The sequence below is a fragment of the Parapedobacter indicus genome (genome assembly GCF_900113765.1).
GTDB classification, from domain to species: Bacteria; Bacteroidota; Bacteroidia; order Sphingobacteriales; family Sphingobacteriaceae; genus Parapedobacter; species Parapedobacter indicus.
On the sequence record NZ_FOQO01000003.1, the window covers coordinates 48,016 to 70,604 of the forward strand.

A 22,589-nucleotide genomic window follows, 5' to 3' on the forward strand; every position below is an offset into this window, starting at 1 on the left:
TTAAATAAATTTGATGCTCAGCCCCAAAGAAAAGACACGGCTAATGGGATAAGATGCAAAGTCCCACCCGGCTCCCAAACCATTTAAGCCATTTCTGCTTGCCTCAGGATTCATCCCAGGGTAATTGGTTAGGATAAACAGATTCTGTATACTACCGTATAAACGAACGCTTTCGATATACTTCTTCAAGGGAATACGGTAGCCGAACGTAATGTTCTTTGCGGCAAGATACGATCCATCAAAAACCATCCACGTAGACAGGTCAGTAAAATCTTTGGTGGTCCCTGTCCGCGTTCGCGGAATGCGGCCATCGCCTGGGTTTTCAATCGACCGCCACCGCTTGGCAACGTCTTTGGTTACGTTGAAAATACCCGCCAAGTCATTCGTGGAAGAAAGTGATTCGTCAACGATATCGCCGCCTACGGATCCCGCCAGCACAAAACTGAAATCAAAATTTTTATAAGTGAACTCGTTGGTGATGCCGTAAATGAAATCAGGGTTGGGGTCGCCGATAAATGTGCGATCATCGGGGGTTATTTGACCATCGGGCATGCCATCCGGGCCACTGATGTCCTTGAACCTTACCGTGCCAACCATCGATGCCGCTCGTTTGGGTTGCGTGTCAAACTCTTCCTGCGTCATATAGACCCCATCATAAATGAATCCGAAAAATTGGCCCATGGGCCTACCTACCTGGGTCCTATGGGGATCCCAAGACAGGTTATATGCACCGATGGGTGTGTCGTTAGTCCCCAACTTTTTGACGAGGTTCCGATTGAATGAGATATTCAACGATGCATTCCAGGTCAAAGCATTGAACTGGTTTTTCGATTGCAATTCAACTTCATGTCCCCAAAAATTGAATTCGCCAATATTCGAACTTATACTGGAAAATCCGGATTGCTGGGGGATGTCTATGGCATATAACAGACCATTGGTTCGTTTCCAGTAGTAGTCATAGGTGGCGAATAACCGATTGTTGAACAATCCGACCTCAACTCCCAGATCAAATTGGCTTGTCGTTTCCCAGGTCAAATTACTATTTCCCAAACTCGATTTAGCCCGGCCGGCGGCTACCTGATCGTTTAATGCATAGTTGGCCGCGGAAACCGTGGAAAGATGGGTATAATCTCCGATGTTATTGTTTCCCACCTTTCCGTTGCTCATCCGGATTTTAAGAAAATCCAACTGGTTAACATGGTTCAAAAATTCTTCCTCTGAGGCGATCCAGCCCAAGGCGACCGATGGGAAATTTCCCCATTTTGCGTTCACTCCAAACTTGGATGAACCGTCGCGCCGGATGGCTGCCGACAACAGATACCGATTCTTGTAGCTGTAATTCAACCGCCCGATATAAGAGAGAATCGACCAATCATTGGTTCCGGCTTGTCCCAATCGAATGTTTGCTGCATTTACCCAAGAAATCTCGTTATCGGGATACTGTGTCCCATCGATGGAACCCGATTCAAATGTGGTTTTTTGAACTGAATAGCCTAATAAGCCGTCAAACGAATGTGCTTCATTGATGGTCTTCTGGTAAGTCATCGTATTTTCTACCAACCAAGACAAAAAATTGTTCGTATTGTAATTGCCAATAGGAGTTTGGGGCGGGGCGGAAAATAGCCCTCCTCGAACGTGTGAGGGTTCGAAATATCGAGACACCCCGTTACCGATATCGCCGTTGGCGGAAATCTTATATTTCAGTCCATCGATGATTTCATATTCAAGGAATGCGTTGGTCAGCAAATTGGTACTCTTACTGGGGCTTTGCCGATCACGCACGACGAGATACCAGTTGGGATTAGCGAACATACCCGGCCGCGAAAAAGATATCGGATAGGTGCCGTCTGCATTTTTATATTCAATGGTAGGGTCCATTAAATAAGCCGCCTGAATCAATTGGTGCGGTCCTTCCATCTTAGGCAATACATGTCTGTTTACATGGGAGAAACCAATATTCAGTCCAATCGAAAATCGATCTGAGACATCGTAAACGTTGTTGGCCCGGCCGCTAAAGCGACCGAAATTGGAGTTTAGCATAACGCCCTCTTGCCTGGTGTAGTTGAGGTTAATAGAAGATTTCAAGTCTTTCTTTCCAGAAACTACCGAAAGGTTGTAGTTTTGGCTGGGAGCGGTTCGCAAGAGTATATCAAACCAGTCGGTCCCTTGATTGTCGCCATAAATTTCAGGATGCTGATACAATTCGGGGACGCCTCCCGTGTACCCTTCGTATCGGGCTGCATCTTCGTAAAACTCCTTTTTAAATTGGGCAAATTCGCGAGCAGACATCTGGTTAGGTTTACCTCGATCGCCAACGGATTCCAACCCTACCGAGGTATTAAATGATATGTTGTGCTGCCCTGCCACTGCTGATTTCGTGGTAATCAGCACAACCCCATTTGCCGCCCTAGATCCATACAACGACGTAGCGGAGGCATCTTTGAGTACAGATATAGACGCGATTTCATCCGGGCTGATACTGGACAAACCGGTAACGGTGGGAAATCCATCGATGACAATCAGTGGATTATTTCCGGCGTTGATAGAGGCTGCCCCCCTTATCCGGATGGCCATGTTGTTGCCCGGGGCCCCGCTTGTATGGTATATCTGCGCACCCGCTATTTGGCCTTGCAATTTTTGGCCAATGTTGTTGACCGGCATATCTTGGAGCTTGCTGGCATCAACGGTGCTAACTGATCCCACAAGGTTTCTTTTCTGCACGGTACCATAGCCTACTACGATTACCTCTTCGAGGTTGCTGATCGATTCGACAAGTGTTACATTCAGTGTGGTACGATTGCCGACAGGCACTTCCATGGTTTCAAAACCAATGGCAGAAAAGATCAACACATTCGTATCGCTGGACACGGACACCGAATAATTCCCGAATACGTCTGTTACGGTTGTACGGGAGGCTCCCTTGATCGTCACGGTTACCCCCTGCAACGAATTATTGGAACGGTCAACCACGTGGCCGACGATTGTTCGTTCTTGAGCAACGAATTCGCGGAATATCGGTTGGTCAAACTGCACAATGGGTTAAGTTCTTTATTTTCCTTCATGACTATGGTGCGCCGATCGGGCTTCAATTATGCATAAACCACCCCGAAAAAATTACGGGTATAATTGTTCAGAGTGGCAACGCACATCGTGAAGGTATGGGTCCGGAATGGGGCGAATATATTGAGTATTGGTACAACCCAACGGCTGAAAAAAAGAAAAAGCTTATTAAATTCTTAAGTGCAGAAGGCATAAAAAATCAATACTTTGGTGGACTTCCAGAAGAAATATTACCAAGGGTCAGCCCGGAACTGTGGATGCTTGATTGGGAGCTTTTGAGGAGACCGGGTAATATCGAAAAGCAGTTTGAATTAAACTGCGACTTCAAAACGCACTTAGAAATGTTTCCTGTTTACCAGGAGTATTTCCGCAGGCATCAGCCACCCGGTCTTGTCATGTGGGGAAAATATGAGATATTTTTTTCAGTGAGCGAAGTTGCTTGTTACAAGCGGGAATTGCCCGAAGCTCAAATCCATATTTTAGATGGAGGGCATGATCTACTGGACACTCATTTTGATGAGGTTTTGACGCTAATGAGGAATTTTGTGAAAGAACAAGGAGGAAGCCGTTGATCTTATCTTGAGTAGTGACGACCGACGGCTCCTGCTCTTGTTTCGGTTTAGTTGATCCTTCTTCGGTTTCTTTCTCCAAGCACTTTTTAGCCGCTCGCTGATCTGGGGCGCTGTAAGAGATCTCACTTATTTTTGTGTACATGCCTTGCAGCTATAAGCCGAAGGGTGTGTTTTTAAGGCTTCTACCACAGCAGCCATCGGGGAGTAAAATTCGCCGAGGTACTTTCGGCAATCCGGTGGTGGCAGGTATACGCAGTCCGCTTGGTGAACCTGGCGGTCTGTGTTAGCCTCCGTGTTCAGATAATATTTTTGCCTGGTATAATTCATACGATCTAAATAATGCCAATATCTTTACAATAGGCAATGAGCTGCTCATTTTTGGAAAAACTCAAGATTTCTTTCATCAGATTAAGGCGTTTTTCGACACTGCTCAACCCGGATGGCTTGATGTCGTTTTGCCGTAAATAATAGGGAATGTCTTTTTGAAGCACGCCTTTTGAAAGCAAGGAAATGATGGTCACATCAAACGTGGAAAACTCGTGGGAGTTTTTTTCCCTGACAGTTTGCTTCAAATCGGGAGGGAGATAGGTTTTATGGTCATAAACCACTTGCAAGGCTTCTTTTAGGTGTTGTGCATCGCGCCGGGCTTTGCGTACGTACCCATCGATCGAAAGTGTCCTGAAAAGTTCATTGACAATGGCTGGCCGGCTCTCTGCCGAGAAGACAATAACCTTAAGGTCGGACTGCACCTGTTTAGCGGCCTCGATCAATTCCTTCCCGTCGGAAAGTTGCTGTTCGTAGTGGTCTTTCTCGAAATAAAGATCGGTAATGAGGAGGTCATAGGGTTCTCCGATACGGAGCGCATTGCGTACCCAGGTAAGCGCATCATCACAATAGTAAACATACTTGGCACATTCGACGCCAAGCGATTCCAGGGTCTTTTGCACCGAGATATTGGCACTTTCATGGTCTTCGGCAATCAATACTTTTTTGAACATCCGTGGTCAATTTAAGATAACGGGAAAGTCATGCGAATCTTCAATCCATTCTCCCCGACGTCAAAGGTAAAATCGCCTCGTAGATTTTTTATACGGTTTCCCGTATTGACCAGCCCATTGCCTTTTTGAAAGCCAGCAGGCAAGCCTATTCCGTTATCTGAATAGTAAATCGAAACCTGATGGCCGTCCTGTTCAACCCGTACGGCAACGTGACTGGCTTTGCTATGCTTCTTCATGTTAACCATAAGTTCTTGCAGAATATGTTCGATTTCGTATTTTGCTTTAACTGGCACCCCGGCCCAAACACCGGAATCGTTTCCTGCAATGAGTACTTTTGTGGAATCTGTAGCAAAAGAAGTAAGCAGGTCGGTTATCTTCTGATGATAGTCAATTTGTTTACTAGGTAGGTCTTCCGTTTCATAGGATATGTCACGAGATTTTTCATACATATCCTCCAGACGATCCAAAATTCCTTCGCGGTCGATATCGTTTTTATTTTCAATCTCTGCCATTACCCGATAAAGTCCGTTTGCTACGACATCATGTACTTTTTTGGAGGTCTTGAGCTGACTTGCCTTTATCCGGCTTTGTGCTTCTAACTCTAATCGCTGTTTTCTCTTTCTGTACCAAAAAGTACCGCCTCCGATTAGGGCGGCGGCCAACAAAGAAACGATTGCGGTCAAGGTACGCTGTCGATTGATCTGAAGGTTCCGCTCTGCATTTTCCTGTTGTAGCTTTAGGTTTTCGATCTTGTTCTTTTCAACTTCATAACGGATAAGGGCAAATTGGTTTTTAGCGGCCGCACGGGCTTGCTGCACACTATCGCTTAGGCGCTGATAGACTTCAAAATACTCCTTGGCTGAATCCGATGGGCTTAGCCTGACCAACAGCTGAAGCCCCATAATCTGATCATCGGCACTTTTTATTTCCCGGGCCATTGCGTAGCGTTTGCGGGCAAAAAACAATGCCGAATCGGGACGCTTTTGTTCGTAATACGCTGCAAGGTGCGCATAGCTGGAGTTTTTACCCCATTTATCGTTTTCGTGCTCGCGGATTTGCAAGGCGGTCAACAGGTGCGGTGCAGCGTTGTAGGCCGGGTTCTGGTGCCATCGGGTGTCAGAGATATTGGTTAATGCCCTGGCATATTCCCGCGGATTCTTGCTGTCCTCTTGAATGATCTGTTCATATATTTTCAACGCCTCCTCATATTGCCCATTATCATGGTACGCTTTCGCTTTATTGTTTAAAAAAACACGTGTATTCAGTGAGTCGTCTGAAAATTGAATGGCGGAATCGTAAAATGAAATCGCTCGTTCGAAATCTTTGAGTAAGTAAGTTGATTTACCTAGGTTGTTAAAATTCGAACTTAAATAAATGCGATGTTGGGGATTTTCGGTATCTAAATAATCATTGGCCTGAAGTGAGGTTTCCTGAGCTCCAAAGTAATCGTTTTGATTGGATAACATGATGGCCATCTGTATCAGGCAATTCGCCACATTTAAACTGTCTTTGTTTTCTAAAAACAGATCTTTGGCTCTATCAAAATAGAGAAACGCGCTATCTGCCATTCCCGCATCGCGATATTCATACGCGCGATCATAATAGGGAGTAGTAACTGTGGGCGCCTCCGGTATTATTTCACTTGAACAGGATACAAACACCAAAGACAGCGTACAAAAGTTTAAGCTTCTCAACTGGTCTCGAATTTAATTCGAAGTTACAGAAAAATCGGAATAAAAAAGGCAGCTCATCGCTGCCTTCGTCTGTAAACCAAATGATCTTACGGTTTAGGGGGCACAACATCCCCGACATCTCCACCCGTGCCTTGCTCGTCATTGCCCATCGTCTGGACGGTACCGTTTCCCTGATGATTGTGATTCGAATGAGAAGGACACAGCAATCCCATCAATATAGCAAAAAATACACTATACATAATTCAAAAATTTTAACTTGAAAAACTTGGTAGGTCCCCGCGGATCCTCCCGCAGGGGTTGCTACAAATGTTTTCAGAAGGCCTTCTGAATTGTTGGGAAGTGTGAGATTCGGCCGCGGGAGCTATCAACTGCTTCCCAACCGGTTAACAGCCTCCGCTGCCTCTTCTCGTTTTGAAATCTGTTTCGTACCTTTGTTTAATGACTAATCAATACTTGAACTGATTTCTGATGCAAACATAGATTGCATAAACAACTAATCATCAAGTAATTCCGATGTTTCCGGTGTTTCTGACATTATTCCGCGATTTCCGAAGGATTTCCGCGATTTCCGGTAACGACGGCGATAAATGAATGTGCAGAAGGGATACGGTTTCCCGTAATTTCCGATGAGATAAATAGATTTAATTTTGCGGTGATGTCTGATTTTGATCGATTTCAAGAAGAGGTGATAAACGCTTACCATGAAAAGAAAGAAAAGCGCTTACTTCCTATTGAGCTGGAACGTGCGTCTCCAACGCAATTGATGAACTATTGCCTGACGCTTTTATATAGCGGGGCGCTAGCGGGAGATTTACTGACATTAGATCGAATATTTAACCCACTTACTAACTATCCAGATCTCGAAACCGGAATAAAAAAGTTCGGAGCCAACGGGTTTAAATCGTTGCAGAATTTTATGATCGGCAAGACAACCAAGCCTCGCGAAGCTATCGTGAAGTTATTGGCCGTGCTGATTGACTTCCAGCCTCGCCCCTATGATAAATGGGTGAAGGAACGGAACGGCAGTACTGGGAAAAACGAAGGGGAAAAAGTAGATGAGGGATCGCTTAACCCTTGGGGACAAAAACACAAAGAAGATGTAGGCCAAGGAGAAAACCAGACTTTGGAAAAGAGTACGTTCGCAATGGAAAATAATTTTGGTGATTCGAACAGGAAATTTTCATCCGAATCCGGTGTTTGGTCCAAATTAAAAAAATCCGCTCTATATGGTGTTATAGCTTTTGCCGGAATGGCCGGTGCTTATCAAATCGCTGATAGCCTTGACCGCGAATGTATGTACTGGCAAACAGACCGCTACGTACCGGTCGCTTGCAGCGAAAAGATTGCAGGTGTAGAAATCATACCGCTGGATAAAGACATCGTGAAAAACTTTCGGAAAATTATGAGTCCGGATACCTTGACATTAAAGTCCGTGGGAAAAGTTTGGTATGGCAAACCGACGGGCGACAGCGCCGAATTTTACACGATGAAAGGCGTATATCCGATGAATAAAGAAAAAGAGTTAAAGCCAGCAACCGAGTATATTATCAAAAAATATGTATTGGATCGGTACAAATAATAATCATTCCGCAAAGGCGATGTAATCCATTGCCGCGAAATTGCGAGTAAAGTAGCTTTACCTTATCTTTGTCAGAACGTCAAAATTTGCGAAATTAGCAGGCGTTTTCCATAGCTCATGAAGAAACCCATCATCGTCGTCAAATTTGGCTCTGCTTCGATTACCACAGCAGACGGGGCGGTCGACGAACAGATTATCGCGGAAATCGCGCGGCAGACGGCCAAATTGCAGGAACATTACAACATCGTGCTCGTGTCATCCGGTGCCGTAGCAGCAGGAAAAGCCTATATCCCTCGATACAAGGGTACACTGCCGGAGCGCAAAGCAGCCGCAGCCATCGGCAACCCCCTCTTGGTTGGCATCTATGCCACCTATTTCAGGCCTTACAAAATTGCTTTGGCACAGAGTCTTTGCGAACGGCAGCATTTTGCCAACCGCGACCAGTTTCTTCAATTGAAGAACACCTACGAGACCCTGTGGCGCAACCACATCATTCCCATTGCGAATGAGAACGATGTAGTGAGCAACAAGGAGCTGAAGTTTTCCGATAACGACGAGCTCGCTACGCTCATCGCCGTAGGGTTTGGTGCTGAAAAAATCCTATTCAGTACATCGGTCCCCGGTGTATTAGATGCAGCGGGACAAGTAATCCGCGAAATTCCGGTGATCGACAAGCAGGCGCTGTCGCTGGCGAGGAAGGAAAAATCGGCAGTAGGCTTGGGCGGCATGACTTCCAAGCTGAATTTCGCAAGGCTAGCCAACCAGCTGGGCATCGAGGCGGTCATTTTCAGCATGCGTACTGAGGATGCCATTCTGAAAGCCATGGAAGGTAAAACCGGTACTCGCTGCCGGGCACAGCCCAAGAAGGTCCCGTCCCGCCATAAGTGGATGGCCACTGGCAGCCTCATTTCCGGCAAGGTTATGGTTGACAAAGGAGCCTTGGAGGCATTGAAAAAACGCCGAAGCCTACTCGCCGTTGGCGTCACGGAAGTGGTCGGCGGCTTCATGACCGGCGAGGTGTTCCAGGTCGTAGATCAACAGGGCTTGGTGCATGCCGTGGCCAAATCGAAGATCGAATCAGCGGTGATTCAAAACACCACCGACAAAAAGAATATTGAAATCGCACATGCGGACGACATCGTCCTCTTATAACAGCAACCGATGAATAACATAAAACAACAGTTAGTACAGGCACGCCAGGCGAAGAAAACGATGAGTATGCTAACGTTGCCTCAGAAAAAGCAGCTTCTACAAGCTATTTCCGCGCTATTGGTATCCCATCAGGACGACATTATCGACGAAAACAAAAAGGACCTAGATCGTATGGATCCGCACGACGCTAAGTACGATCGGCTGAAACTTACCGATGAACGCGTCCAGGCATTGGCAGGCAGCGTGCTGGACGTAGCCAATCTAGAAGACCCCACCGGTAAGGTATTGCTCCAGAAAACGCTCGAAAACGGACTACAAATCGAAAAACGGTCGGTAGCGCTCGGGGTGGTGGGCGTCATTTACGAGTCACGGCCCAACGTAACGGTCGATGTGGTTGCCCTATGCATCCAGTCGGGCAACGTTTGCCTACTGCGCGGCGGTTCGGACGCTTGGTTTACCAACAGCTACCTCGTATCACTGATCCGACAAGCAATCGAAACAGCGGGTATCAATCCGGATATCGTGCAACTGCTCCCTACAGCCCGCGAGCTGATGGGCGAACTCCTCACCGCCAAAGACTATGTGGATATCCTGATTCCCCGTGGGTCGCAGGCACTGATCGAATACGTTAGGAACCATGCCAAAGTACCGGTCATCGAGACCGGCGCAGGAGTATGCCATACGTATGTGGATGAGACCGCCGACCTTGATAAAGCCGCCCGCATCGTTGCTAACGCGAAGATATCGCGTCCTTCAGTCTGCAATGCATTGGATACGGTATTGGTAGACCAGCAGGTTGCCGGCCCCCTACTTGCCAAACTGGCTCCTTACCTTGCCGCACATCAGGTGGAGGTTTACGCCGACCCGCAGGCCTTCCAATGGCTCAAGGAAGTGGAATATCCCCACCTGCAGCATGCCACAGCGGATGATTTTGGTAGGGAGTTTCTGGACCTGAAGTGTTCCATCAAAGTCGTTGAGGGGCTAGAGGAAGCCTTGAATCATATCGAAGCGCACTCCTCCAAGCATTCCGAATGCATTGTCTCTACCGATCGAACACATATCGATGCATTTATGCATACCGTGGATGCTGCCGCCGTATATGCCAACGCATCTACCCGCTTTACTGATGGTGCCGAGTTTGGCTTAGGAGCCGAAATTGGCATTTCCACCCAAAAGCTACACGCCCGGGGTCCGTTTGCGTTGGAGAAGCTCGTTACCGAAAAATGGCTGGTGAGTGGCGACGGCCAAATCCGCTAGATCGGAACTGTTTTCCTCGGTGATCTTCTCTTGGGAAGACTACTTCCCCGCATTATTCCGCATAAAAGCGGAATGAAGCGCAATAGGCTTTAGAGGCTTACGAAACTCGGCATCGATCGGATCGAAATCTACTATGGACGGCAATCTTCTATAGGCGGAATTAACTTGTTCATAAGTTTGGATTTTTCGCCTACTTTTAACAACTTGGCGGTCAATTATAAACACAAAGCCATATCTATAAGATGCCCGTAGCACATCCCCAATTAACCAAACTGATTCGAAAAGTGAAGTTTCGTTTATTGCCGTTAATTGTGTTGATGTTCGCATTGGCAATGCTAGACCGCTCCAATGTCGGCTTTGTGAAGCATTATCTTGAGATAGATGCAGGAATCAGCGCTTCTGCATACGCACTTGGTGCAGGCATATTCTTTATTGGATACGCATTGTTTGAAGTCCCAAGCAATATCATTTTGCATAAAGTTGGCGCCCGTTTATGGTTAAGCCGCATTATGGTGACATGGGGACTGGTCTCCATTGCCATGATTTTCGTACATGACCCGATGAGCTTTTATATCTTGCGGTTTTTATTGGGTGCAGCTGAAGCGGGTTTTTCACCCGGAGTTATTCTTTTTTTAACCTATTGGTTTCCGAAGACATATAGAGGGCAAGCGTATGGGTGGTATTACCTCGGCGTGCCTATCGCATTAATGCTTGGCGGACCATTTTCGGGTTGGCTACTGGATTCAGGTTATACGTTCGGTTTCAGGAGCTGGCAGTGGATGTTTATTGTGCAAGGGGCACTGACTGCGTTGGTTGGAATCATTGCGTTTTTTGTTTTAGTCAGTAAACCGGATCAGGCGAAGTGGCTAACACAAGATGAGAAACGATTGTTAAATCAGGCTTTGGCAAAAGACCAGTCGCTACAAGCTCAAACAGAAAATTCAACCGATCAGCGTGTATTTACCGATTGGCGGGTTTGGCGTTTCGTGTTTATTTATTTCACCATTCAAATGAGTGTGTACGGTGTGTTGTTTTACTTACCTAGTAAATTGGCGGAATTACTAAATATACATATCGGGTTAACGGTTGGGTATTACAGTGCTATCCCCTGGGTTTGTACCCTGATTTTATTGCCCATCATTACCCGGATTGCAGATAAAAAAGCCAACTGGAATAGCATGGCAATTTTAATGCTGTCATGTGCGGTTGCAGGCATTGGTCTTTCAACACAAACGACACAAATCTTTCAATTTATGCTCATGATTTCACTCGCAGTTGTTGGTTTCATCGTCGTACAGCCTTTGTTTTGGAATTTACCTACCCAGTATTTATCGGGTCGTTCGGCTGCAGTTGGCACGGCATTAATTGGATCGGTAGGTAATTTAGGTGGTTTTGTTGCGCCAAATTTAAAAAACTGGGCGGATCAGCTATGGAATAATGACATAGCTGGTTTAACTGTGCTGGCAATCGTTGGTTTTATGGGTGTGATTTTTTTAATTTTACTTAAGCGTGAACACCATGTAGCAGGTAAGCAATTTAGTACGAGAAATTAAGTTACGTGCATTGTTGGGTGTTTTGTGTGAAATTGACAGTCAATATTTAGTAACTTGTTGCACATGAAGAAATATAAAGCGAAGATAGATCCGATCCTTTTTATTCCAATTGTGGGAATTATGTTGGGCACCACGCTGCTGACAATTCTTTTACCCTTGAATGAGCCTGATCTAACAGCTAAATTGACGGGATTGGGTTTTGCGTTGCTCATGCTTCTGCTTACAGCCTTCTGTATCCACTTTTTCCTGGCGACCTATTATGTCGTCGATCGCGGTGTATTGATCATCCACGCTGGCGTATTATACAAGCAGAAGAAAATCTTTCTTGCTTCTATCCGGAAAATTGAGAAAACCAGAAACCCAATCAGTGCTCCCGCACCCTCGCTGGATCGGCTTGAAATTTTTTACAACAAATTTGACAGCGTTGTCATATCACCGAAAGATAAACCCGGATTCATTTCAGATTTGATTCAATTGAATCCGGAGATTGAAGTGGTATAGGGCGTAACTTACCTAAGTTTGATGAAATTATGAATGATATAATAAACCAACCCTTGCCAAAGGCCTACCGTGCCATCACAGAAGAAACACATCGGCTGGGCTTTACCATGCCCTCAGACGCACAGACATGCGCTTTACTGCGCACACTGGCTACCAGCAAACCTGCCGGACGATTCCTGGAGCTGGGCACTGGCAGCGGACTTTCCACGGCCTGGATACTTGACGGCATGGACAGTAAATCCACATTAATATCTTTTGATCACGATGATGCATTGTTGGCTGTCGCCCAAAAGTACTTGGGCCATGACGAGCGTCTGTCATTGGTGCGGTCTGACGGTGCGGATTGGGTATACGCAAATAAAGGGCAACTATTCGATTTCATCTTTGCAGATACTTGGCATGGTAAATACTTGCTATTGGACGATGTGTTAACGATGCTTCAGCCCGGTGGCCTTTATATTGTGGACGACATGCTACCTCAGCCCAACTGGCCAGAAGGGCATCAAGAGAAAGCTCTGGTATTCATTGAGTACTTGGAAGGTCGCGATGACCTGTGGATTGTCAAGCAGCATTGGGCAACAGGTATTATCATTGGCGTGAAAAGGTGAATTGAAATCAATACGGGTCATTGAATTGAACACTTAATTAGGCTTAAATTCTCTTAACTTGATTTCAAGTTCCAGCATTCGGAGAGTTAGCTATTAAATAGCTTTGTTGGCATACAAAAAATGAGGAAATAAGAAAACGGCAACATTTATCAAAAAAAATTTAATTGATCAGGAGGTAAAACGATGACAAAAAGTAATTTATTGCGAATGGATAATGTCGGCATCGTAGTAGAATCCCTTGATGGGGCCATTTCTTTTTTTACGGAGCTTGGCCTGGCGCTCGAAGGGCGAGCCATCGTAGAAGGGGAATGGGCGGGCCGTGTTACCGGACTGGACAACCAACGAGTCGAGATCGCCATGATGGTTACTCCCGACGGCCATAGTCGATTAGAGATTTCGCGGTTTCTCTCGCCGCCCGTTGTCGCCGATCATCGGAATGCTCCCGTGAATGCGCTCGGATACCTTCGTATCATGTTCGCTGTGGAAAATCTTGACGATACACTAGATAGGCTCAATAAATTCGGCACCCAGCTCGTCGGAGAGGTGGTGCAGTATGAGGAATCGTATCGACTCTGCTACATCCGCGGGCCCGAAGGGCTACTCATTGGGCTTGCAGAACCACTCTATAAATGAGTAGCCAGCGTTACTGAATTACTTTGAACTTCCTAGCAAGACTGCTTTCGATATCCTCACGCGGGTAGTATGGAGATATGAATGGTAATAATTTTGAGGCAGGTAAGGAAAGCTATAATGGGGAATTCCAGCGAAGGAGAAAATATACTGTCAGTGGTTAATGGCGGTACATGCTGGATGAATATCCGTACCGCCATTTTTTTAAACCGATTCAATTGATATTGTTTTCGCATTGATCAGCTGCTCAATAGCGGCAGCGTCGTATCCGAGTTCGGATAAGATTTCTCTTCCGTGTTCACCGATCAGCGGTGGTGGTCTGCGGATGGCTCCTGGCGTCTTACTCATCTGAAAAGGAATATCGGTCACCGTCAGTTTTCCGGCCCTCGGATGATCCACTTCAACAAACGTGCGGTTATGTTTTACCTGCTCATTATCGGGAACAGCGATCCTGTTGCGTAACCACTGTGTTTGAACCGCCAACCGATCTCCCCAGATTACCTTACCCCCAGCAACCATTGGCAGACTGATGTGGAGTATGAGAAAGTACTAAACCACAATGTTATGAAGCGGCCTGTTGAAAAAAACCGATTTTCGTCAATGTCAGACAAATCGCAGTAACGTGGTGGAATAACATCACGTGCTGTTGTTATCCGCGGGAGGAAACGATTCACAGTTACCGAACGCTTAACCAATAACAATAAATAACTATGCTTTAATTTTTAAACGGAATGGGAAGTACTACACTAAACATCGAACAAATTGAATTTTTCAATACAAATGGGTATCTCGTCATCGAAAACCTCATATCACAGGATCAAATTAAAACGTACCGCGATATCTATAACCGCTTTCTAAACGGAGAAATTGAAACCGGGAAAAACCGTGTGGATCTGGGCGTAGGCTTAGGCAAAAACACGCAGGTGGAAAATATCACCCAGATTATGTGGCCATGTGATTTCGTTCCTGAGTTGCTCGATATGGAATATCACCAACGTGCACTTTCAATGTCTAAAGCCCTCTTTGGCAACGATATGGAACTGGATTTTGACATGCTGATAAATAAAGCACCCGGCACCAACACACCTACACCCTGGCATCAGGACGCAGCTTATTGGATTACGCTACCCGACAAACGGGCCGTGAGCTGCTGGCTTGCCTTGGATGAGGCTACAATTGATAACGGTTGTATGTGGTACGTTCCTAAATCCCATTTACAACCTTTGCGCGTACACCGTCCAATGAGCGTAAAGGGAGGCGCATTAGTATGTGATGCCGATGAAGAAGAAGGCATACCCATCCAGATAAAACCAGGAACCGGAATTTTTCACCATGGGGCAACGTTACATTACAGCAGGGGAAACGCTACATCATCGCAGCGAAGAGCGTTCATTATTAATTTTCGGCCGAAGGCAATGATTGACCTCGAACGGCAAGCCGGGTTCGATCATGGCCGGACTGGAAGTGCTGCAGAACGTCAGGTAAGGAACGAACATTCTAAATAAAGCGATGATGTTTCTGAAGTCTAAATTCGGCCCGATGGCAATCATCGGTTTGCTTTTTTTCGTATTTGGATTCGTGAGCTGGCTAAATGCCATCCTGATTCCCTATTTCAAGTTCACACTCCAGTTATCGCTAGCCTCCGCCATGCTGGTGGCCTTCGCTTTTTACCTGTCCTATTTTTTCATGGCCATCCCCTCTTCGTGGGTACTCCATCGCCTCGGCTTTAAATCCGGGATGACCTGGGGCCTGTATGTTATGGCAATCGGGTCTGTCCTTTTCATCCCGGCCGCATATTTAATGAGTTTTCCCGTCTTCTTAATCGGGCTTTTTATACAAGCAACCGGGCTTACGATTCTCCAGACAGCGGCAAATCCATACGTCACCATATTAGGCTCCATAGAAAGTGCGGCTACGCGGATGAGTGTGATGGGAATATGTAACAAGGTGGCCGGTGCTGTGGCTCCCTTGATATTTCTTCGAGTCGTTACTAAGGGGCCCAGTGAAATTGATGAAATCCAGGCAAGATTAGTGAACATGCCGGCGCCTCAGCAAGAAACGGTGTTGAGCAGCCTTACAGACCGATTAATAATGCCTTACGGGGCAATGACGCTGATTCTAGTCGCATTGGGGATTCTCATATTCCGATCAGGACTCCCCGATATTCAGGAAGATAAATCCGGGTCGGATGAAAAAGTAAGGCTTACAGGGCTGTTCAAATTTCCCCAACTGATATTGGGATTTGTTGCGATTTTCTGCAGTGTGGGTGTTGAAGTCTTGGTCATAGACAGCATTATCAGCTATGCCGAGTTCCATACACTCCCGTTTGCAGAAGCCAGCTATTTCCCAACCTATATCCTTTTACTAATGATTGCCAGCTATGCGCTGGGAATCTGGCTCATCCCGAAGTATATAAGTCAGCGTAATACGTTAGTCGGATGCGCCAGTTTCGGCATTATCGTCACGGCTGCGGCGATAAGCTTTAGCGGTAGTGTATCCATTTGGATGGTGGTCTTATTGGGGCTTGCAAATGCACTGATCTGGCCATCGATATGGCCGCTGGCTTTGGATGGTGTTGGCAACTACACAAAACAGGGATCCGCACTGCTGGTCATGGGCGTTGCGGGCGGCGCAATTATTCCTTATGTATACGGAGCTTTGGGAAGCTGGTTGAATCCGCAGTTGGCATATGTGATCATGGTGCCGCTGTATATTTTTCTATTGTATTTTGCCGGGTGGGGGCGCCGCAAAGCCCGGCGTAATTTATCGGTTGCCTGAGTCAGAGTTCGGACAGGGTTGATCCGCAACAAATCAGGTGCTCCTTTGCTGAATGCCTCACGTATGGATAACTAACCCATACTCTACGACAAGACGAATATTATCACTCACTACAAACTTATAAATCAACGGATTATGAAATGGAAAGAAATCGTTAGTTTAATTTTGCTCACGTTGCTGATTATGAGCAAACCATTGGAAATTTTTGGATACAGTGGCTCCAACTACACGGCCTTTACCATTGAGGGCCGCATCGTCGATGAAAACGGTAAGCCGCTAAATGGGGTCACTGTGATCGTAAAAGGTACGACCAAGGGCACGACCACCGATCCCGAAGGCCGTTTTGTCATTAGCGAGGTAGCAGTAGGAGACATCTTGAAAATCTCATACATGGGCTATGAACCCCAAGAGGTCACTTTAGATGGAAGCCAACTGCTAACCGTTACACTTCGGGAAATTACCACTGCGTTGGAAGAGCTGGTGGTGGTAGGTTACGCGGTCCAAAAGAAAGAGAATTTAACAGGAGCTGTAGCCACGATACGCTCCGAAGAACTCCAGAACAGGCCGGTAAGCAATGTTTCAGAAGCACTGCAAGGGCTATCGTCAAACCTGAACATCACACAGACCGGTTCAAGTGGGGAAGCCGGCGGAGGCCTGAATATAAATATCAGGGGTGCGGGATCGTTAAGTGGCAACGATGCTCCTTACATTTTGGTGGACGGCGTACCCATGGATATCAATCAGATCAACCCAAATGATATCGAGTCCATCAGCGTACTAAAAGATGCCGCGGCATCTGCGATATATGGCTCCCGGGCTCCATTCGGCGTGATACTGATCACCACTAAAAATGGACACATCGGCGACGACAGGGTTACGGTGCAATATTCGAATAACTTCTCTTTATCATCTCCAATCGGTCTTCCCCACATGACCAATTCGCTCAATTTTGTTACTGCTTATGACCAGGCAAGTGTAAATGCCGGCTTATCTCCCAACTTCACGCCAATGAATATCGAACGGATCAAACAGTATATGGCCGGAGAAATTCAAGAGGAAACATGGAAGTTGCCAACGGGAAATGATTGGGCCGGAAATGGGATATGGGATATTGCTGGAAATGGAAATAACGATTGGTTGCACATCTTCTTTAGAGACAATGTCCTTCGGCAAAAGCATGACGTGAGTATTCGCGGAGGCGGAAGCAAAAGCAGTTATTTTATATCGGCAGGGCTATGGGACCAACCCGATGAGCTCCGGTATGGCGATCAGTTTTACAAACGCTACAACCTTACCGCTAACCTTTCCAGTCAGGTAACAGATTGGCTCACATTCAACTTAAACAGTAAATTCAGTAACGAAGATTTTCAGTATTTTAATACCACCGAAGGTTTTGACCGGGCCACTCAATACCACAACTTCCTGAGAACAAATCCATTCAGGCCGCTATACTTGCCAAATGGAGAATTTTCTCAGATATCAAACATCCAAATGATGGAAGATGGTGGTAAAGAAGTCCATAACGATAAAACATATACGATGCGTCTGAGCGGCGTACTGGAACCCATAAAAAACTGGCAGACAACGATAAGTTATAGCTTCCGGGGTGGAATTTTAGGCATTGACAACACGCAATCAACCGTATACGGTACCCTTCCGGATGAAACGAAAGTCGCAGTAGCTTACCCATTGAGCAAATACGGTTCTTCCAAACTTACTGAAAACTATCAATTGTTTAATGTTGTCTCGACGTATCAGGTTAACACAGGATCACACAATTTTATGGGGTTGATCGGGTTCGAACAGGAATTGAACCAGATTTCCGGCATTTCTGTCGACAAAAACAATATTCTTACACCCTCGGTTCCTTCTATTAGCACCTCAACGGGTAATATTCTTGCCGACGACGAGAAATCCCATTGGGCTACGCAAGGCGTTTTCGGCAGGTTGCAATACAATTATGCGGGAAAATACCTGGCTGAGTTCAATATCCGGTACGATGGCTCGTCAAAATTTGCAGAGGGAGATCGGTGGGGCATTTTCCCTTCCATCTCAGTGGGGTATGTGGTATCTGAAGAAAACTTTTGGCAACCGATACGGTCTTATATAAACGACTTCAAACTACGGGGCTCCTGGGGTAGACTGGGCAATCAAAATGTAGCAAATTATCTATACCTTGAAAGGCTCGGTGTAAACACTAATCTTGGTTGGATCATCGGAGATGAGCGTCCTAATTTTGTAACAGGCCCTAATATCATAAGTCCCACTTTGACATGGGAAACTTCCGAAACCAAAAACGTCGGGCTCGATGCATCCTTTTTGAACAAACGGCTAAGTTTGTCATTCGATCTCTACGAGCGAATGACAAGGCGCATGTTTGGTCCGGCAGAGGCCGTGCCTATTGTATTAGGAACAGACCCGCCCCAACGGAACAATGCCTCTTTAGAAACCAAGGGTTTTGAATTATCCTTAGGTTGGCAAGATAAAATCGCCCAGAACTGGTCATACAATGTCGCTTTTAACCTTGCGGATAATCGCACGTTCATCACAGACTACAATAATCCCAATAGGACCCTGAGCACGTGGTACGTAGGCCAGGAAATGGGAGAAATATGGGGGTTAACGACAGCTGGAATATACCAAACAGATCAGGAAGCCCAAGCAGGCCCGGATCAGCGGCTTTTTTACCCCACCTGGGGTGCAGGGGATATTCGGTATGCTGACTTGGATGGGGACAATACAATAACCCGGGGTAGCTGGACGGCAGATAATTCAGGCGATTATTCGGTAATAGGAAACTCAAACCCACGGTATCTATTTGGATTAAATCTCGGCGTTGAATGGAAAAACTTACGTCTTAGCGCTTTTTTCCAGGGTGTCGGAAAACGAGATTTCGCATTCGATGGTACCACCAACGACATGTTGTTTTATGGATTTAATGGCCAACAATGGTGGAATATGACGCTCATGCCCGAGCATCTGGACTATTGGCGACCGGCCGGTGAAAGTAACCTCCTGGGCCCAAACACCAATGCTTACTATCCTAAACCGTATTTATCGGAACAAGACTACAAGAATAAGCAAATTCAATCCCGATATATGCAGAGCGCGGCCTACGTACGGTTGAAAAACTTGAACCTGAGCTACACCCTCAATCAAAATCTCCTTTCGGGCCTCCGGGTAATCAACGGTGCAACGATCTTATTTTCTTGTGAAAATTTGGCTACGTTTACACCGCTAACGAAATTGGTAGACCCGGAAGCGTTGTCGACGATTGGTTGGGGAGTAGGTAAAATTCATCCGTTAAGACGATCCTTTTCTCTTGGAATTAACTTAACTTTCTAATTATACGATTATGAAACGTCTATTTTTTATCATCATATCCTGTGTCTTGCTGTGGGGATGCAGTGAAGACTACCTAAACCGCTATCCGCTGGACGAAATTTCAAGTGTGGATTTTTGGAAAACAACCAAGGATCTGGAACTTTATATAAATCAATTTTATCCGAGTGCCTTCCCGATATCCGGCTCTGACAGGCTTCAGCTGGTGTTTGCATCGGATCTTTCAACGGACGATGTGGTTCCGGTTGAGGCTGATGCCCGATTGAGAGGAAGCCGGGTAGTGCCGGCCACAGGGGGTTGGAACTATACGGAAATCAGAAATGTCAATTATTTTCTGGAAAACTATGAAAAGGTGGAAGAGCCGTTTGAGTCCTACAAACACTTTGTAGGAGAGGCTTATTTTTTCCGAGCCTTCTTTTATTTCTCAAACTTGAAGGCATATGGTGATCTTCCCTGGATAGATCAGACGTTGAACAGCGATTCACCGGAATTGTATGGGCGTAGAATACCCAGAAATGAGATCGTTGATTTGATTGTCAGCGACCTCGATCAATCGATAGCGTTGATGACAGCAGGTATTAGCCATGACAGGACACGCTTGAACAAGGAGATTGCGCTTTTGTTTAAATCAAGGATATGCTTATATGAGGGAACATGGGAAAAATACCATCAGGGTACGCCGTTCGGCGTAGCCAACGCCGAACCCGAAAAGTTCCTGCGGTTGGCCGTAGAAGCGGCTGAAGAGTTAATGAATTTAGAAACCTATTCGGTCTATACGCCAGGAGAGGAAGATAAAGCATATTTCTTTTTTGGGGAAACCGACTATTCCAGCCATCCGGAGGTTCTTTTATGGAAAAAATACGATTTGGCATTGAGCTTGGGTCATTCACGGCAATTTCAGATAGCACGGGGAAATGGGGGTGGTATTGGACTGACTAAATCACTAATCGACTCTTACTTATGCAACGATGGCCGTCCCATTATTTTATCAGACGGCTCGATAAACCCATTGTATAATGGAGATGGGAATCTTATTTCGGTCGCAGAAAATAGAGATCCCAGACTGCAGCAAACCATTTTTCTCCCAGGAGCTCCTTTGCAGGTGGTTGGCGGCGATACAACTCGGTTTACAAGACCAACGGTTGATAACCCAGCGCATACAAAGAATACTACCGGTTATCAAGTTTCAAAAACGCTAAACTACGACCCCGTACACCATAATACTTCGGAAACCCTTGCGGTTGGATACAGCGGATGGATCATTATGCGATATGCCGAAGCGCTGCTCAATTTTGCTGAGGCGAAGGCCGAACTGAACACCATTACACAGGACGATTTGAATAAATCCGTCAATCTGTTAAAGAAACGGGTAGGTATGCCACCACTGATTCTCGCCAATATTACGCAAGATCCAAATTGGCTTTTCCCGGAACTTCCGCCGGTTATCAATGAAATTCGTAGGGAACGGCGCATCGAACTTGTACTTGAGGGGTTTCGATGGGACGACATTGCCAGATGGGCGGCAGCGGAACAACTGATCATCGGGAAAAGGCCGTTGGGTGCGAAATTCAATGCTACCGATTATCCGGATCTAAGCGTTACAGATTTCCGGCTTACCAACGGGTATTTTGACGAGTATAGAGATATCCTACCAAGCGGTTTCGGATTCGACCCGGCAAGAGATTACCTGAATCCCATTTCTACAGAAGAATTAGTGCTCAATCCATCGTTGACACAAAATCCAGGCTGGTAGTGGCAAGAAAAAAGAATCACCAAAAATAAAAGTTATGAAATCATGTTTATACCGCTACGTGTTATTCGGAGTATTCGCATTCACGTATGCAGGTTGCCAATCACCAAATCCTTCAAAGCAGCAGCTCACGGCAGAAAAAGACCCTGTAACCGGACAGGTTGTAGTGAAGGAAGGCGATGACACCGTTCTGCAATTTAACTACCAAACCATTTATGAAAAAGATGTAATCCACCTGGAAGGAGCCAAACCTGAAGATTACACCCGACGGGATCGAGACACGTTTGTCACCACAGCGCTTTATGCCGTACCGAGAAGCGACTACATCCACCCGCTTTACGGTCTCCAGGGCGAGATGCTCACCAGGGATTGGCCGGCAGGTGCACATCCGCATCACCGAGGTATTTTCTGGGCGTGGCCCGAAGTTGAATTCGGATCAAAGAAGGGAGATTTATATGCGCTTCAAACGGTTTTCGCCCGGCCTACCGGCAACCTTGATCTAAAAGGTGGAGCAGATTATGCCCTGATCACTGCGGAAAATGAGTGGAAATGGGACGACAAAGAACCGATTGTATTGGAAACAGCTACCATGAAGGTTCATAAAGCACAGGAGCAGATACGGATCATTGATCTGGCATTCCGGTTTGTTGCACTTAAAGACAGCATCACCCTAGCAACGCGCAACACCGATAGCTACGGCGGCTTAAATATCCGGATGCAAACACCCGAAAACCAATCCATTGATTATTATACGGACGAGCCGGGTTCTTCCACAAGGAGAGCCTGGTCGACTTTTACAGGCGTATTTGAAGGGGCAACTACCGCATCGGGACTCGCGGTGCTCCAACATCCCACCAACCCCGAATATCCGGGAAGCTGGCAGGAATATCCGGATCTTGCATGGGTGCAGCCCACCTTTCCAACCCGGGGAACCCGCTTTGCCCTTCAACGCGGTAAGCCGCTAGATCTCCGTTATCGGCTGATTATATTTAAGGGTGGTGAGCCAGAACCGTCGGTACTCAAAGATTGGTGGGACGCATATCACCGTGATAAAACGGTATTGGATCTACTGACAGACAATTAAAAAATTCAACGAATGTACACGTTAAAAAGTT

General features: G+C 46.2%; 18 protein-coding genes. 13 read left to right on the forward strand and 5 right to left on the reverse strand.

Annotated features, from left to right (window positions below; translation table 11 throughout):
- Positions 1-2,970: a SusC/RagA family TonB-linked outer membrane protein gene (locus BMZ56_RS06940; protein ID WP_177195072.1), complete on the reverse strand. Its 2,970-nt coding sequence runs from the start codon at positions 2,968-2,970 to the stop codon at positions 1-3.
- An 11-nt stretch (positions 2,971-2,981) separates the two neighbouring features.
- Between BMZ56_RS06940 and BMZ56_RS06945 the strand changes: the two genes are divergently transcribed.
- Positions 2,982-3,632, forward strand: coding sequence for an alpha/beta fold hydrolase (locus BMZ56_RS06945; protein ID WP_143072867.1), 651 nt, complete (start codon positions 2,982-2,984; stop codon positions 3,630-3,632).
- A 332-nt stretch (positions 3,633-3,964) separates the two neighbouring features.
- Here the strand turns inward: BMZ56_RS06945 and BMZ56_RS06955 are convergent, their stop codons facing one another.
- The 3 genes from BMZ56_RS06955 to BMZ56_RS25585 form a co-directional block, all read right to left on the reverse strand.
- Positions 3,965-4,630, reverse strand: a complete 666-nt coding sequence (locus BMZ56_RS06955; RefSeq protein ID WP_090625858.1) for a response regulator — start codon at positions 4,628-4,630, stop codon at positions 3,965-3,967.
- An 11-nt stretch (positions 4,631-4,641) separates the two neighbouring features.
- Positions 4,642-6,324, reverse strand: coding sequence for an ATP-binding protein (locus BMZ56_RS06960; protein ID WP_245893124.1), 1,683 nt, complete (start codon positions 6,322-6,324; stop codon positions 4,642-4,644).
- Between the two features lie 86 nt (positions 6,325-6,410).
- Positions 6,411-6,563: a hypothetical protein gene (locus BMZ56_RS25585; protein WP_177195073.1), complete on the reverse strand. Its 153-nt coding sequence runs from the start codon at positions 6,561-6,563 to the stop codon at positions 6,411-6,413.
- 416 nt (positions 6,564-6,979) lie between these two features.
- On the opposite strand from BMZ56_RS25585, the gene BMZ56_RS06970 reads away from it, so the two are divergent.
- The 7 genes from BMZ56_RS06970 to BMZ56_RS07000 all read left to right on the forward strand — a co-directional run bounded on the left by BMZ56_RS06970 (position 6,980) and on the right by BMZ56_RS07000 (position 13,607).
- A complete protein-coding gene (locus BMZ56_RS06970; protein WP_090625861.1) occupies positions 6,980-7,903 on the forward strand; it encodes a hypothetical protein in 924 nt (307 codons plus the stop codon).
- Positions 7,904-8,020: 117 nt separating this feature from the next.
- The gene (gene proB / locus BMZ56_RS06975; RefSeq protein ID WP_090625862.1) at positions 8,021-9,055 is read left to right on the forward strand and encodes a glutamate 5-kinase; all 1,035 of its coding nucleotides are present in this window, start codon (positions 8,021-8,023) and stop codon (positions 9,053-9,055) included.
- 9 nt (positions 9,056-9,064) lie between these two features.
- Complete coding sequence (locus tag BMZ56_RS06980) at positions 9,065-10,312, forward strand: glutamate-5-semialdehyde dehydrogenase (protein WP_090625863.1); 1,248 nt, start codon at positions 9,065-9,067, stop codon at positions 10,310-10,312.
- Between the two features lie 242 nt (positions 10,313-10,554).
- Positions 10,555-11,865, forward strand: a complete 1,311-nt coding sequence (locus BMZ56_RS06985; RefSeq protein WP_090625864.1) for an MFS transporter — start codon at positions 10,555-10,557, stop codon at positions 11,863-11,865.
- A gap of 63 nt (positions 11,866-11,928) precedes the next feature.
- Positions 11,929-12,366: a PH domain-containing protein gene (locus BMZ56_RS06990; protein WP_090625865.1), complete on the forward strand. Its 438-nt coding sequence runs from the start codon at positions 11,929-11,931 to the stop codon at positions 12,364-12,366.
- 29 nt (positions 12,367-12,395) lie between these two features.
- A complete protein-coding gene (locus BMZ56_RS06995) occupies positions 12,396-12,974 on the forward strand; it encodes an O-methyltransferase (protein ID WP_090625866.1) in 579 nt (192 codons plus the stop codon).
- 183 nt (positions 12,975-13,157) lie between these two features.
- A complete protein-coding gene (locus BMZ56_RS07000; protein ID WP_090625867.1) occupies positions 13,158-13,607 on the forward strand; it encodes a VOC family protein in 450 nt (149 codons plus the stop codon).
- 201 nt (positions 13,608-13,808) lie between these two features.
- Here BMZ56_RS07000 and BMZ56_RS07005 read toward each other — a convergent pair whose 3' ends face one another.
- Positions 13,809-14,123, reverse strand: coding sequence for a CoA transferase (locus tag BMZ56_RS07005; RefSeq protein WP_090625868.1), 315 nt, complete (start codon positions 14,121-14,123; stop codon positions 13,809-13,811).
- Positions 14,124-14,335: 212 nt separating this feature from the next.
- Here BMZ56_RS07005 and BMZ56_RS07010 point away from each other — a divergent pair, with 212 nt between their 5' ends.
- The 5 genes from BMZ56_RS07010 to BMZ56_RS07030 all read left to right on the forward strand — a co-directional run bounded on the left by BMZ56_RS07010 (position 14,336) and on the right by BMZ56_RS07030 (position 22,558).
- A complete protein-coding gene (locus BMZ56_RS07010; protein WP_090625869.1) occupies positions 14,336-15,109 on the forward strand; it encodes a phytanoyl-CoA dioxygenase family protein in 774 nt (257 codons plus the stop codon).
- 34 nt (positions 15,110-15,143) lie between these two features.
- Positions 15,144-16,382: a sugar MFS transporter gene (locus BMZ56_RS07015; protein ID WP_256213812.1), complete on the forward strand. Its 1,239-nt coding sequence runs from the start codon at positions 15,144-15,146 to the stop codon at positions 16,380-16,382.
- A 135-nt stretch (positions 16,383-16,517) separates the two neighbouring features.
- On the forward strand, positions 16,518-19,727 hold the full coding sequence (locus BMZ56_RS07020; RefSeq protein WP_090625871.1) for a SusC/RagA family TonB-linked outer membrane protein: 3,210 nt from the start codon (positions 16,518-16,520) through the stop codon (positions 19,725-19,727).
- Between the two features lie 10 nt (positions 19,728-19,737).
- The gene (locus tag BMZ56_RS07025; protein WP_090625872.1) at positions 19,738-21,477 is read left to right on the forward strand and encodes a RagB/SusD family nutrient uptake outer membrane protein; all 1,740 of its coding nucleotides are present in this window, start codon (positions 19,738-19,740) and stop codon (positions 21,475-21,477) included.
- A 34-nt stretch (positions 21,478-21,511) separates the two neighbouring features.
- Entirely contained in the window at positions 21,512-22,558 is a 1,047-nt protein-coding gene (locus tag BMZ56_RS07030) for a DUF6807 family protein (protein ID WP_090625873.1), read from the forward strand.
- Positions 22,559-22,589 lie beyond the last annotated feature (31 nt).

Coding starts and splice junctions, on each gene's coding strand:
- BMZ56_RS06955 (WP_090625858.1), bottom strand. CDS start 4,630: ATGTTCAAAAAAGTATTGATTGCCGAAGACCATGAAAGTGCCAATATC.
- BMZ56_RS25585 (WP_177195073.1), bottom strand. CDS start 6,563: ATGTATAGTGTATTTTTTGCTATATTGATGGGATTGCTGTGTCCTTCT.
- BMZ56_RS06970 (WP_090625861.1), top strand. CDS start 6,980: ATGTCTGATTTTGATCGATTTCAAGAAGAGGTGATAAACGCTTACCAT.
- proB (WP_090625862.1), top strand. CDS start 8,021: ATGAAGAAACCCATCATCGTCGTCAAATTTGGCTCTGCTTCGATTACC.
- BMZ56_RS06980 (WP_090625863.1), top strand. CDS start 9,065: ATGAATAACATAAAACAACAGTTAGTACAGGCACGCCAGGCGAAGAAA.
- BMZ56_RS06985 (WP_090625864.1), top strand. CDS start 10,555: ATGCCCGTAGCACATCCCCAATTAACCAAACTGATTCGAAAAGTGAAG.
- BMZ56_RS06990 (WP_090625865.1), top strand. CDS start 11,929: ATGAAGAAATATAAAGCGAAGATAGATCCGATCCTTTTTATTCCAATT.
- BMZ56_RS06995 (WP_090625866.1), top strand. CDS start 12,396: ATGAATGATATAATAAACCAACCCTTGCCAAAGGCCTACCGTGCCATC.
- BMZ56_RS07000 (WP_090625867.1), top strand. CDS start 13,158: ATGACAAAAAGTAATTTATTGCGAATGGATAATGTCGGCATCGTAGTA.
- BMZ56_RS07005 (WP_090625868.1), bottom strand. CDS start 14,123: ATGGTTGCTGGGGGTAAGGTAATCTGGGGAGATCGGTTGGCGGTTCAA.
- BMZ56_RS07010 (WP_090625869.1), top strand. CDS start 14,336: ATGGGAAGTACTACACTAAACATCGAACAAATTGAATTTTTCAATACA.
- BMZ56_RS07015 (WP_256213812.1), top strand. CDS start 15,144: ATGGCAATCATCGGTTTGCTTTTTTTCGTATTTGGATTCGTGAGCTGG.
- BMZ56_RS07020 (WP_090625871.1), top strand. CDS start 16,518: ATGAAATGGAAAGAAATCGTTAGTTTAATTTTGCTCACGTTGCTGATT.
- BMZ56_RS07025 (WP_090625872.1), top strand. CDS start 19,738: ATGAAACGTCTATTTTTTATCATCATATCCTGTGTCTTGCTGTGGGGA.
- BMZ56_RS07030 (WP_090625873.1), top strand. CDS start 21,512: ATGAAATCATGTTTATACCGCTACGTGTTATTCGGAGTATTCGCATTC.